This is a genomic window from Nocardia sp. NPDC004260, from assembly GCF_053603155.1.
Map to the genome: position 1 here is coordinate 58,045 of NZ_JBSGEZ010000042.1, position 12,405 is coordinate 70,449.

10 protein-coding genes are annotated in these 12,405 nt (G+C 71.8%); 9 read left to right on the forward strand and 1 reads right to left on the reverse strand.

Annotated elements, in window-relative coordinates:
- The first annotated feature begins 14 nt into the window (after positions 1-14).
- Genes ACWEO7_RS23640 through ACWEO7_RS23660 form a run of 5 tightly spaced genes read left to right on the forward strand, consistent with a single transcriptional unit; the run spans position 15 to position 4,804 of the window.
- A complete protein-coding gene (locus tag ACWEO7_RS23640) occupies positions 15-347 on the forward strand; it encodes a hypothetical protein (RefSeq protein ID WP_452426151.1) in 333 nt (110 codons plus the stop codon).
- The gene (locus ACWEO7_RS23645; RefSeq protein WP_452426153.1) at positions 347-1,480 is read left to right on the forward strand and encodes an LLM class flavin-dependent oxidoreductase; all 1,134 of its coding nucleotides are present in this window, start codon (positions 347-349) and stop codon (positions 1,478-1,480) included. The genes ACWEO7_RS23640 and ACWEO7_RS23645 overlap by 1 nt, the downstream gene beginning before the upstream one ends.
- Positions 1,477-2,847, forward strand: coding sequence for an NtaA/DmoA family FMN-dependent monooxygenase (locus ACWEO7_RS23650; protein WP_452426155.1), 1,371 nt, complete (start codon positions 1,477-1,479; stop codon positions 2,845-2,847). Before ACWEO7_RS23645 ends, ACWEO7_RS23650 begins: the two co-directional genes overlap by 4 nt.
- Complete coding sequence (locus ACWEO7_RS23655) at positions 2,844-3,650, forward strand: DUF1684 domain-containing protein (protein WP_452426157.1); 807 nt, start codon at positions 2,844-2,846, stop codon at positions 3,648-3,650. Before ACWEO7_RS23650 ends, ACWEO7_RS23655 begins: the two co-directional genes overlap by 4 nt.
- Positions 3,647-4,804 (forward strand): LLM class flavin-dependent oxidoreductase, encoded by a 1,158-nt coding sequence (locus ACWEO7_RS23660; protein WP_452426159.1) that lies wholly within the window; start codon positions 3,647-3,649, stop codon positions 4,802-4,804. The genes ACWEO7_RS23655 and ACWEO7_RS23660 overlap by 4 nt, the downstream gene beginning before the upstream one ends.
- Positions 4,805-5,122: 318 nt before the next feature.
- On the opposite strand, the gene ACWEO7_RS23665 is transcribed toward ACWEO7_RS23660, so the two are convergent.
- Positions 5,123-6,124: a methylenetetrahydrofolate reductase gene (locus ACWEO7_RS23665; protein WP_379253070.1), complete on the reverse strand. Its 1,002-nt coding sequence runs from the start codon at positions 6,122-6,124 to the stop codon at positions 5,123-5,125.
- A gap of 185 nt (positions 6,125-6,309) precedes the next feature.
- On the opposite strand from ACWEO7_RS23665, the gene ACWEO7_RS23670 reads away from it, so the two are divergent.
- From ACWEO7_RS23670 to ACWEO7_RS23685, 4 genes are all read left to right on the forward strand, one after another.
- Positions 6,310-7,443, forward strand: coding sequence for a polyprenyl synthetase family protein (locus tag ACWEO7_RS23670; protein WP_452426161.1), 1,134 nt, complete (start codon positions 6,310-6,312; stop codon positions 7,441-7,443).
- Positions 7,444-7,465: 22 nt separating this feature from the next.
- Positions 7,466-9,049 carry a phytoene desaturase family protein gene (gene crtI, locus ACWEO7_RS23675; RefSeq protein ID WP_452426163.1) on the forward strand — a complete coding sequence of 528 codons (1,584 nt, stop codon included), beginning with the start codon at positions 7,466-7,468 and terminating at the stop codon, positions 9,047-9,049.
- A 63-nt stretch (positions 9,050-9,112) separates the two neighbouring features.
- Positions 9,113-10,834 carry an alpha-(1->6)-mannopyranosyltransferase A gene (locus ACWEO7_RS23680; RefSeq protein WP_452426165.1) on the forward strand — a complete coding sequence of 574 codons (1,722 nt, stop codon included), beginning with the start codon at positions 9,113-9,115 and terminating at the stop codon, positions 10,832-10,834.
- The gene (locus tag ACWEO7_RS23685; protein ID WP_452426167.1) at positions 10,831-11,850 is read left to right on the forward strand and encodes a phytoene/squalene synthase family protein; all 1,020 of its coding nucleotides are present in this window, start codon (positions 10,831-10,833) and stop codon (positions 11,848-11,850) included. The genes ACWEO7_RS23680 and ACWEO7_RS23685 overlap by 4 nt, the downstream gene beginning before the upstream one ends.
- Positions 11,851-12,405 lie beyond the last annotated feature (555 nt).

Consider the following 12,405-nt stretch of genomic DNA (forward strand, 5'->3'; position numbering starts at 1 on the left):
AAAGGATCGCCCTGATGGTGTACTCCGCCTTCAACCGGAAGCCCGACGCCGACGCCGAACCGGCCGCCGCGCCGGACGTCGCAGCCGACCCCGCCGTCTTCGAAGCCGACCCGGCCCGCTGGTGGCGCACCCGGCTGCGCGCGCCGCGCGCCGCCGAGATCTCCGGTAACGCGCGGGTACACGCGGGCGCACCGGTCCGCGCCGAGCGGGACCGCCGCGTCGTCCGCTCCTCGCCCGGCATTCGCGCCGCGCTGTGGCAGCAGGCGTTGTTCTCGGCCCCCGATGTCGCCGGAGCGGGCACGCACCCGGCGCTGCGGCGGCAGATCGACGCGGAGGGCACGGCCTGATGACGGATTCCGGCTTCTTCCTCGCCATCGAAGCGGCGGGGACCGGCGCGCACCCCGCGTCCTGGCGGCGTGCCGACTCACGCGCCGAAGATCTGTTCACCGGGCGGTACTGGGTCGATCTGATCGTCGCGGCTGAGCAGCTGGGCGTCGACGCGGTGTTCCTGCCCGACTCGTTCGGCTTGCAGCCCGGCGGCCCCGGCGCCACCCGGGGCAGGCTCGACGCTGTCGCGATCGCCGCCCGCGTCGCCGCCGCCACTCATCGCGTCGGCCTGATCCCGCAGGCGCCGGTCACCCACACCGAGCCGTTCCATCTGGCGAAGGCGTTCCAGAGCCTGGATTTCGCCACGCTCGGCCGGGCGGGCTGGGAGGTCACAGTGTCCGAAGGAGACGAGCAGGCGCTGGCGTTCGGACGCAAACCGGCACAGGAGGCGTCCGCGCTGTGGCACGAGGCCGACGAGGCGATCGAGGTCGTCACCCGGCTGTGGGACAGCTGGGAGGACGACGCGGAGATCCGCGACGCCGCCACCGGCCGCTTCGTCGACCGGGACAAACTGCACTACATCGACTTCACCGGCGACAACTTCGCGGTGAAGGGGCCATCGATCACTCCGCGCTCGCCCCAGGGTCAGCCGATCGTCGCTGTGCGCGCCGACGGCGCGGCCGACACCGAGGTCGTGCTGCGCCGCGCCGACCTGATCCGGATCGGCGCGGCGGATATCGACGCGGCGCGGGCGCGGCGCACCGAAGTGCGTGCTGCGCTGACGGCCGCGGGACGCGACCCCGACAGCGTGCAGGTGCTGCTGGATCTGGACATCCATCTGGCGGACTCCGCGGACACGGCACGCGTGGACGTCCACACTTTGGACAGCTGGGCCGACCCGGTCCGCACCCCCGCGCCGGCCGCCCTTCGCCACGTCGGGACCACCGCGACGCTGCGTGAACTGCTCGCGGACGTGGCCGCCGCCGAGGCCGCCGACGGCGTGGTCCTGCGCCCCCTCGCGCTTCCCGCCGCCGTGCGCCAGCTGTCCGCGCTGGACCGGAAGCCGCGGCCCGCAGGCACTTTACGCGCTCGCCTCGGCCTGCCCCGCCCGGCGAGCCGCTACGCCACCAGCACGGAAGGCACGCCGTCGTGACCGACAAGCCCCGCAAGCCCGTCCACCTCGCCGCCCACTTCCCCGGCGTGAACAACACCACCGTCTGGAGCGATCCCGAGTCGGGCAGCCAGATCGATTTCGCGTCGTTCGAGCATCTGGCGCGGACCGCCGAGCGCGGCCTGTTCGACTTCTTCTTCCTCGCCGAAGGACTGCGGCTGCGCGAACACCTCGGCCGCATCCACGATCTGGACGTCGTGGGCAGGCCGGACACCTTCACCGTGCTCAACGCGCTGGCCGGGGTGACCGAGAAGCTGGGCCTCGCGGGCACCATCAACAGCACCTACAACGAACCGTTCGAGCTGGCCAAGCAATTCGCCTCGCTCGACCACCTCTCCGGCGGGCGCGCGGCCTGGAACGTCGTGACCTCCTCCGACGCGTTCACCGGTGCGAACTTCCGGCGCGGCGGCTATCTCGAGCACGGGCAGCGCTACCGCCGCGCGGCCGAGACCGTCGACGTGACCCGGGCGTTGTGGGACAGTTGGGCCGCGGACTCCCTGGTCGTCGATCGGGAGGCCGGGGTGTTCGCCCGCGACATCCCGGAAACCCGGCATCGCGGAACGCAATTCGACATCGCCGCCCGATTCGTGCTCCCGCCGAGCCCGCAAGGCCACCCGGTGCTGCTGCAGGCGGGCGACTCCGACGACGGCCGGGAATTCGGCGCGGCCACGGCCGACGCGATCTTCACCGGCCACGGCACCCTGGCGGACGGGCAGCGTTTCTACGCCGATCTCAAAGGCCGCCTGGCCAAATACGGGCGCACCCCCGACGAGCTGAAGATCCTCCCGGCCGCCACCTTCGTCCTCGGAGACACCGAGGCCGAAGCCGAGGAGCGCGCCCGGCACATCCGCCTGCAGCAGGTCGGTCCGCGGACCGCGATCGCATTCCTCGAGCAGGTCTGGGGCCGCGACCTCTCCGGCTACGACCCGGACGGCCCGCTGCCGGACGTCGAGCCCGCCGACGACGTCACCGTCACCCGCGGCCGCGTGCGGCACGCCAAGGATCCCCGCGCGGTCGCCGAGGCTTGGCGGGCCAAGGCGGAAGCCGGCGGGCTCAGCATCCGGGAGCTGATCATCGAGGTCACCGCGCGCCAGCAGTTCATCGGCACGCCCGCGTCGGTCGCCGAGCAGATCGACACCTATGTGCAATCCGACGCCGCCGACGGATTCATCCTCGTCCCGCACCTCACCCCGCACGGGCTCGACGAGTTCGTCGACCGGGTCGTCCCGGAACTCCAGGAGCGCGGCAGCTTCCGCACCGAGTACGCCGGAACCACCTTGCGCGACCACCTCGGCCTGCGCCATCCCCACCGTCGCACCACCGCCCACGAAGGAGCCATAGCGTCATGACCACCAGCATCACCAGCGTTTTCGAGACCGAGTGGGCGCGCTGGCACCACGCGCGCGAGGACCAGTTGCGCGACCCGCTCGGCTTTCTCAGCTTGACCGGGCTGCACTGGCTCACCGACCGCCCCGAGCGGCTGCCGGATGTCCCCGGCACCTGGTGGGTCACCGACGAGAAGGTGTTCATCACCGCCCAGCCCGCCGACCGGCTGGAGTACGACGGGCTCGGCATCGCCGGCGTGCAGATCGTCACCCCCGCCGAAGGCGCGCCCGGACTGCACGTCCGGCAGGAGCGCCGGGTGATCGAGGTGATCCGACGCACCGGTCGCTACGCCGTCCGGGTGCACGACCCGGCCTCCCCCGCCCTGCTCACCTTCGAGGGCATCCCGTCCTATCGACCCGATCCACGCTGGGTGCTCTCCGGGCGGTTCATCCCGTTCGAGGAACAGCGGACCGTGGTCACCGGCGCGGTGATCGAGGGACTCGAACACCACCACAGCGCCGCGGGCACCATCGAATTCCGCGTCGGCGAGGTGACCGAACGGGTCGTCGCGTTCGGCGACCGGAACGACCTGCGCGTGCTGTTCACCGACGCGACCAGCGGTGTGACGACCTACCCGGCCGCGCGGTCACTGACCGTGGGCGCACCGGAGGCGGACGGCACGGTGGTGCTGGACTTCAACCGCGCGGCGAATCTGCCCTGCGCCTTCACCGATTTCGCGACCTGCCCGGTGGCGCCCGCGCAGAACCGGCTGCGCGTGGCCATCGAAGCGGGCGAGCAGGATCCGCGGCAGGGGCGTGCGGCATGAGCGGGTCCGTTCCCCTATCGATCCTGGACCTGTCCCCGATCAGCGCGGGCTCCACCGCGCAGCAGGCGCTGCGCAACACCGTCGATCTGGCCCAGCACGCCGAACAGTGGGGCTACCACCGGTACTGGCTGGCCGAGCACCACTTCGTCAGGGTGGCCAGTTCCTCCTCGATCACCCTGATCGGCTTGGTCGCCGCGGCCACCAAGCGCATCCGCGTGGGTTCGGCGGCCGTGCAGGTGGGTCATCACACCTCGGCCTCGATCGTGGAAGCGTTCGGCACGATCGACGCGCTGTACCCGGGCCGGCTCGACCTGGGGCTGGGCCGGTCGGGTCATCGGCGCAGCCAGTTCGGGGCCGAAGCCGGGCGCAACAAGGGCGGTAAACCGGTGGTCGACGCGGTGACCGGGCGCACCGAGATCCGCGACGGCGTGGTCGTTCCGCCGCCGTTCGACCCGGGCCGCATCCTGGACCGGTCGAGGTTCATCGCCTCGGTGGGCGCGTTGCAGCAGCGCGGCGCGGAGCCGCTGGATTTCGCCGAGCAGATCGGCGAGGTGCGCGCCCTGTTGGCCGGTAGTTTCGTCAGCCCGGAAGGCGTTGCGCTGCACGCTGTTCCCGGTGAGAACGCACAGGTGCGGCTGTGGCTGTTCGGCAGTACCGGCGGCGAGAGCGCGGAGCTGGCCGGGCGGCTGGGGCTGCCGTTCGCCGCGGCCTATCACGTCTCGCCGGGCACCGCGCTGGACGCGATCGAGGCGTATCGCGCGGCGTTCCGCCCGTCCGCCGACTTGGCCGAGCCGTACGTGGTGATCTCCGCGGACGTGGTCGTGGCCGAGGACGACGCGACCGCACAGCGGCTGGCCGCCAGTTACGGCCACTGGGTGCACAGCATCCGCAGCGGGTCGGGCGCGGCCGACTATCCCGATCCGGCGACCGTCGCGCCGCTCACCGCGGAGCAGCGGCGTCTGGTCGACGACCGCCTGGCCACCCAGTTCGTGGGATCACCCGGCACAGTCGCGGAACGGCTCGCCGCGCTGCGACGCGTCAGCGGGGCGGACGAGTTGCTCGTCACCACGATCACTCATCAGCACGCCGATCGCCTGGAATCGTATCGGCTGCTCGCCGAGGCATGGGGACTGCGCGCGGCTCGCGCCGCCTGACCGGGGCCCTGCCGGTGCGTCCTCGTGCGCACCGGCAGACTCCGGGATCATCTCGCCTGGGTTCCGTCGATCGGCGTCCGGCCCGGCCGCACCGGCACCGGAGCGCCGCGCGCTACCGCTGAACGCCGATTCGGCCCGTCGCACGTCCCGGATGACCGCTCGACCGGTGGTCGCCGACTCGGCTCGACGCGCACGTCCCGGACGACCGCCCGACCGGTGATCGGCCGTCCGACTCGACATGGGTTCCGGACGACCGCCCGTACGCACCGCTGAACACCGCCGGCTCGACGCGCCGTGATCAGAGGACCCCGTGCGCGGTCAGGCGCTGACCGGAGTAGCCGTGACGCCGTAACCGAGGTTGGTCAGTACCTCGCTGGTCGCCTTGGCGAAATTCAGCGTGATGAAGTGCAGGCAGGGCGCGCCCTCGTCGATCAGCCGCTGGGCGATCTCGGTGGCGATCTCGATGCCCGCCGCTCGCACCGCCGCGGCGTTCTCCGCACCGTCGTCGCCCGCCGCCTTGCGCAGCCGGTCCAGCACGGCGGCGGGCAGCGGCCTGCCACACAGCTCCTCGGCGCGCTGCACCGTGCGCAGCGACGTGATGGGCATCAGCTCCGGAATGATCGGCTTCGCGCCCTCGATCGGGTCCAGCGCGACGAGGCGGTCGCGCAGACGCAGATAGTGCTCGACGTCGAAGAACATCTGGGTGATCGAATACTCCGCTCCCGCACGCAGTTTCGCGGCCAGGAACGCGGTGTCGGTCGCCAGGTCCGGCGAGCGGTGGTGGCCCTGCGGGAAGGATGCCACGCCGACGTGGAAATCGCCGAGGTCGCGCACGATGCGCACCAGCTCCTCGGCGTAGGAGACGCCGTCGGGATGCTTGTGCCACTCGCCGAGCGGGTCACCGGGCGGGTCGCCGCGCAGCACCAGGATGTTGCGGATGCCCGAGTCGGCGTACGCGCCGACCAGCGAGCGCAGCTCCGCGACGCTGTGCTCCACCGCGGTCAGGTGCGCGACCGGCAGCAGGGTCGTCTCCTGCGCCAGCTGCCCGGTCACGCGGACCGTGCGGTCGCGAGTGGAACCGCCCGCGCCGTAGGTCATCGATACGAACGCGGGGTGCATGCACTCGAACTGCCGGACGGCGCGCCACAGCCGCGCTTCGGCGGCGGCGTCGCGCGGCGGATTGAACTCCACGGAGAACGGCACCGCGTGCCCCGCGTGCGCCCGCAGACTCTCCACGACCGACGGTGTGGCGGAGACGTTCGGGTGCGTCCGGGACGCCCGGCCAGGGGTCGAGCCGCCCCGCACGTTGTCGAAAGTCACCGGTTCAGTGTAGAGGTGGCCGGTGGCGGCCCTGTCGGGTCGCTCGGACCCTCCGCGTATTCTTCGCATCGGGCGAGTTGTTCGCCACGCCGAGCGACACGCGCGACCGCTCCTCGCTCGGTCCCGAATCATTCGCAGCGCCCGGGCACCCTCCGCGACCCCGTGCGTCCACCATTCGCACGACCTTGGAGGCTCCTCTGTCCGCCGCAACCGGTACTCAGACGCCGCGCCCAGCGGTGCCGCAGCCGGGCACCCCCGCCTTCGTCACCGCCGTGGAAGACGCCCTGACCCATTTCTTCGCCACCCGCCGCTCGACGACCGAGCGTCTCGGCCCGGTCTTCGTCGAGGCCACCGACGCACTCGAGCAGTTCGTGCTCCGCGGCGGGAAACGCACCCGGCCCGCGTTCGCGTGGACCGGCTGGCTCGGCGCAGGCGGCGATCCGCACGCCCCCGACGCCGCCGCGGTGCTCACCGCGTGCTCCGCGCTCGAGCTCGTCCAGGCGTGCGCGCTGGTCCACGACGACATCATCGATTCCTCCCGCACCCGCCGCCGCTTCCCCACCGTGCACGTCGACTTCGAGCAGCGCCACCGCGACCGCGGATGGTCCGGCGACTCGGCGCACTTCGGCGCCAGCGTGGCCATCCTGATCGGCGATCTGGCGCTGTCCTGGGCCGATGACATGGTGCACGCGTCCGGCCTCGCACCCGCGGCCATCGCCCGGTTCGCGCCGGTATGGGCCGACATGCGCACCGAGGTGCTCGGCGGCCAGCTGCTCGACATCAGCGGCGAGGCGGGCGGCGACGAATCGGTCGAGGCCGCGCTGCGGATCAACCGCTACAAGACCGCCGCCTACACCGTCGAACGCCCGCTGCACCTCGGCGCGGCCATCGCCGCCGCGGGTCGGGAGCTGATCGAGGCCTACCGCGAGTTCGGCACCGCGATCGGGATCGCCTTCCAGCTGCGCGACGACCTGCTCGGCGTGTTCGGCGATCCGGCGGTCACCGGCAAGCCCTCCGGCGACGACCTGCGCGAGGGCAAGCGCACCGTGCTGCTGGCCGAAGCGCTGCGACGCGCCGACGACGCCGATCCCGCCGCGGCCGCGCTGCTGCGCTCGAGCATCGGCACCGACCTGAGCGCGGAGCAGGTGCAGCGGCTGCGCGCGCTGCTCGTCGAACTCGGCGCGGTCGACGAAGTGGAGCGGCGCATCACCGAACTCACCGGCACCGGCCTGGCGGCCATCGAGGCCAGCTCGGCGACGCCCGCGGCCAAGGAACGGCTGCGCGCCATGGCGCTGGCCGCCACCAAGCGCGCCGCGTGAGCGCTACGGCGAGGAGACTCCGATGAGAACCGTTGCGGGACCGACCGATCGCGTCGTGGTGGTCGGTGCGGGACTGGCCGGGCTTTCGGCCGCCCTGTATCTGACCGGTGCGGGTCGCACGGTGACGCTGCTCGAGCGGGCCGACCACCCCGGTGGCCGGGTCGGACGCTACCGGGGCGCCGACTACGACATCGATTCCGGCGCTACCGTCCTCACGCTGCCCGAACTGATCACCGACGCGCTCGCCGCCGTCGGCCGCGCCCCGGAGACCTGCGTGCCGCCGCTGCGCATCCACCAGCTCGCTCCGGGCTATCACGCCCGGTTCGCCGACGGCGCCGAGATCAGGGTCTTCGCCGATCCGGACGCGATGGCCGCGGAAGTCGAGCGGGCCTGCGGCCCGGCCGAGGCACGGGGATACCGGCGGCTGCGCGCCTGGCTGGCGCGGGTCTACGCGGCCGAGTTCACCGAGTTCATGGACACCAACTTCGACTCGCCGCTGGATATGGTGCGCGTCCCCGAGAAGCGCCGCGCCCTGGCCGAATTGGTGCGACTCGGCGGCTTCGGCAGGCTCGGTCCCCGGGTGCGCGGGTTCCTGCGGGACCCGCGCCTGGCGCGACTGTTCACCTTCCAGGCGCTCTACGCGGGCATGCCGCCCGCGCGGGCGCTCGCCGTGTACGGCGCGATCCCGCACATGGACACCTCGCTCGGGGTGTATTTCCCCGAGGGCGGCATGCGGGCGATCGCCGCTGCGCTGGCGCAGGCGTTCACCGAGGCGGGCGGCACGCTGGAACTGAACGCCGAAGTGGTCGGGATCGACTACGCGGACCGCCGGGCCCGGCGCGCCCGCACCGCCGACGGGCGTTCGTTCGACTGTGACGCGTTGGTGCTCACCGCCGATCTCGGCTCGCTCGACCGGCTCGGCGTGCGGCCCCGGCGCGGGCTGCGCGCTTCGCCGTCGGCGGTCGTCGCGCACGGCACCGTCCCCGCCGCCGTCGCGGCGGACTGGCCGGTGCAGGCACACCACACCATCGAGTTCGGGCAGGCTTGGGACCGGACATTCGCGGAGATCACGGCCCGCCGGGGCCACGGCAAGCTGATGAGCGACCCCTCGCTGCTGCTGACCCGGCCCGCGCTGACCGATCCGAGCCTGTTCATCGAACGCGCCGACGGACGTCACGAGCCGTTCTCCCTGCTGGCGCCGTGCCCGAATCTTTCGGCGGCGCCGCTGGACTGGCCGCGTCTGGGCCCCGCCTATCTCCGCGAGCTGCTCGCCGTGCTGGAAGCGCGCGGTTATCGGGGCATCGCCGAGCATTTCGCCGTCGACCGGCTCGACACACCGCGGACGTGGCTCGACCGCGGCATGCTCGCGGGCACTCCGTTCTCCGCCGCCCACCTCTTCCGCCAGACCGGTCCCTTCAGGCCGAGCAATTTCCCGCGTTTCAGCGACAACGTGGTTATCGCTGGTTGCGGCACCACTCCTGGTGTGGGCGTGCCGACCGCTCTGCTCTCCGGAAAACTGGCGGCAAACCGTATTGCCTGCGCGATCGCGCCCACTTCGCCTGGAACCCCGCGCACCAGCCGGATAGTGTTCGAGGCGACGCCGTAAACTAAGCGCCGACCTATTCGCTCGCGGTTGCGACCGCCGACCATTCGGGGGGACCGACACCAGATGGCATCCCCCGAAACGCGCACCGCAGAGGCCGCCTCCGCCGGTGACATCCGCTCCTCGTCGCCCGCCTCCGCAGGTCGCGAATCGGCCACCCCCCGCGGTGTCCTGTGGTGGGTCCGCACCTCCGCCGACTTCGCCAGAAGCCCGGAGGGCCATGCCGCACTGCTCGGCTTCTTCGGCGCGATCATGATCATGTTCGGCGGGTTCGGCGCGGGCAGCGTCCGCAAGCGGGACCCGCTGCTCGAGGCCATGCACCTGTCCTGGCTGCGGTTCGGCCACGGCTACGCGCTGTCGACCATCTGCATCTGGATCGGCGTGCTGCTCATGGTCACCGCGTGGGTCCGGCTGGGGCGCGCCACGATCGGCACGGGCGACCGGACCGACGCCGAGGTGACGCTGAACGAGTTGCGCGCCATCGTCGGCATCTGGATCGCGCCGCTGCTGTTCGCCGTGCCGATGTTCAGCCGCGACGCCTACTCCTACCTCGCGCAGGGCGCGCTGCTGCGCGACGGCTTCGACCCCTACCAGGTCGGTCCGGTGGCGAATCCCGGTGTGCTGCTGGACAACGTGAGCCCCGTGTGGACCACCACCACCGCGCCGTACGGCCCGGTGTTCCTGCTGCTCGGGCGCGCGATCACCGCCGTGACCGGCGACAACGTGGTGGCGGGCACCATCGCGATGCGGCTGGTCATGCTGCCAGGACTGGCGCTGATGATGTGGGCGGTGCCGTATCTGACCAAGCACCTCGGCGGCAAGCCGACCGTCGCGCTGTGGCTGGCGGTGCTCAACCCGCTGGTGCTCATCCACCTGATCGGCGGCGTGCACAACGAGATGCTGATGGTCGGCCTGATGTGCGCGGGCATCGCGCTGGTGCTGGAGCGCCACCATGTGGCGGGCATCGTCGTCGTCGCCATCGGCGTGGCCATCAAGGCCACCGCGGGCGTGGCGCTGCCGTTCCTGGTCTGGATCTGGATGCTGCACGAACGCGAACGCCGCGCCGCGCAGCGGGTCGGGCGCGACCCGGCGCACCTGCCCGCCAGTGAGCAACCCGGCGACGCCGCGGAGCCCACCGAGGACATGCCGCATCCCGCACTCATGTTCGGCAAGATCGCTGGGCTCGGTCTGAGCGTCTTCGCGGTCGTCTTCGTCGCCGCCTCGGCCATCGCGGGCGTCGGCATCGGCTGGCTGACCGCGTTGTCCGGGTCCAAGAAGATCATCAACTGGCTGTCGCTGCCGACCGTGATGGCGCACGCCGTCACCTGGATCACGCCGCTGCGGCTGGAATCGGTGCTCGAGGTGACCCGCGCGATGTGCGCGCTGGCCCTGGTCGCGCTGCTCGCGTGGACCTGGTGGCGGTTCCGGCACAGCGAGCGGGAGGCGGTGCTCGGCATCCTTATCGCGTTCGTCGCGATCGTCATCCTGTCGCCCGCCGCACTGCCCTGGTACTACTCATGGCCGCTGGCGCTGGCCGCCGGGTTCGCGCTGTCCACCACGACGCTGATGGCGCTGGTCGGCGTGTGCACCTGGCTCATGCTGGTCTTCCAGCCGGACGGTTCGATCGGCCTGTACAACTTCTGGCACGTCGTCGCCGCCACCTTCGCCGCGGTCGTGGCGGCGCTGTCGCTGCGCACGGTGGACCCGCTGCGTCTGCGCGCCACGCCGCCGGGCAATGTCGCGGCCACGCCCGGCGAGGCCACCGCTTCGCCCGCCGCCACCCCATGACCGAGGACCGCCTACCGGGTTCCGCGCTGCTCCCGCTCGCCTACCGCGAGTGCAGGCAGATCGCGGCCACCCATGGCCGCACCTATTTCCTGGCCACCCGGCTGCTGTCGGCCGAACGACGACCCGCCGTGCACGCGCTGTACGCGTTCGCGCGCATGGTGGACGACGTCGTCGACCGGGCGGGCCGTCCCGCCGCGGCACACGATCGCGACCCGGCCGCGGAACTCGATCTGATCGAACGGGACCTGCGGGCCGCACTGGAATCGCGCCTCGGCAGCGCGAGCGGCGCACCGCACGCTTCTTCCGCCGACCGGCAGAACGACCGGAGCTGGGAATCGGGCCCGCGGCCGCGCGCCCTCGTCCTGGCGGCGGTCACCCACACCATCCACCGTTACGACATTGCCGCGCAGCACTTCTGGACGTTCCTGGATTCCATGCGAATGGACGCGCCTGGCGCCCCGGCGTTCCGTAATCGCTATGCCACCATGGCGCAGCTGCGCGAATACATGCGCGGCTCGGCGGCCGCGATCGGCTTGCAGCTGCTGCCGGTGCTCGGCACGGTCGTCCCGGTGTCCGCGGCCGAGCCCGCCGCCGCCGCGCTGGGCGAGGCGTTCCAGCTGACCAACTTCCTGCGCGACGTCGCGGAGGATCTCGACCGCGACCGTGTCTACCTGCCCGCCGACGCCCTCGCCGCGTTCGGCGTCGACGACGACCTGCTGTTCGAATGTCGCCGCACCGGCCGGACCGATCCGCGCGTCCGGCGTGCCCTCGCCCACCTCATCGCGGTCAACCGCGACCTCTACCGCCGCGCCGAACCGGGCTTCGACCTGCTCGAACCGCGTGTACGCCCCGCCATCCGCACCGCGGCCACCCTCTACGCGGACATCCTGCACCACATCGAGCGCAGCGACTACGCCGTCTTCGACCACCGCGCGGTAGTCCCCCGCCACCACCGCCTCCGCATAGCCGCCACCGAATTCACCACCGCCACCCTCCGCGGCCGCCTCACCCGCTGACAACGGCCCCGACTCCTTTCGGCACCCGCCCGATCGCAGCTTCACGATCCATCCCGCATCCGAGCGACGGCCCGGACAAGACGCCACCATCAGCGCCCCGCCACCGCCAACGAGGCCCCGCCCTGTCCAACGTAAGAGCACCAGCCCAACCTTCGAGCGCGGTCGAACCGACACGCCGCGCCGCGATGCCCCCAGCGAGGACCTCGAGGCCGCGCGGCAACCGCGAAACCCCTGGTAGCGACGTCACCGCCGGACACAACCACACAACCTCGACCACAGGATCCGAGCGACGCGACACCGAGCACGCACCACGCAAGCTCAATAGAACCGGCACAGCAGCCGCAACGATGCCACCCCACGGAAATCAACCCTGCGACAACCGCGAAACCCCTGGTAACGACGTCACCCCCCGACACAACCACACAACCTCGACCACAGGTTTCGAGCGAAGCGAGACCGAGCCTGTTCCGTTCGCGGCCCGGCTCGCGCGTGCGCGGCCGCCGCGTAGGCGACGAAGGAGCAAGCGGCGGTCGCGCACACGCGAGCCATAAGGGG

Bases quoted from the DNA above. Each gene is read 5' to 3' on its own strand.
- ACWEO7_RS23640 (WP_452426151.1), top strand. From the start codon at position 15: ATGGTGTACTCCGCCTTCAACCGGAAGCCCGACGCCGACGCCGAACCG.
- crtI (WP_452426163.1), top strand. From the start codon at position 7,466: ATGAGAACCGTTGCGGGACCGACCGATCGCGTCGTGGTGGTCGGTGCG.
- ACWEO7_RS23655 (WP_452426157.1), top strand. From the start codon at position 2,844: ATGACCACCAGCATCACCAGCGTTTTCGAGACCGAGTGGGCGCGCTGG.
- ACWEO7_RS23685 (WP_452426167.1), top strand. From the start codon at position 10,831: ATGACCGAGGACCGCCTACCGGGTTCCGCGCTGCTCCCGCTCGCCTAC.
- ACWEO7_RS23660 (WP_452426159.1), top strand. From the start codon at position 3,647: ATGAGCGGGTCCGTTCCCCTATCGATCCTGGACCTGTCCCCGATCAGC.
- ACWEO7_RS23680 (WP_452426165.1), top strand. From the start codon at position 9,113: ATGGCATCCCCCGAAACGCGCACCGCAGAGGCCGCCTCCGCCGGTGAC.
- ACWEO7_RS23645 (WP_452426153.1), top strand. From the start codon at position 347: ATGACGGATTCCGGCTTCTTCCTCGCCATCGAAGCGGCGGGGACCGGC.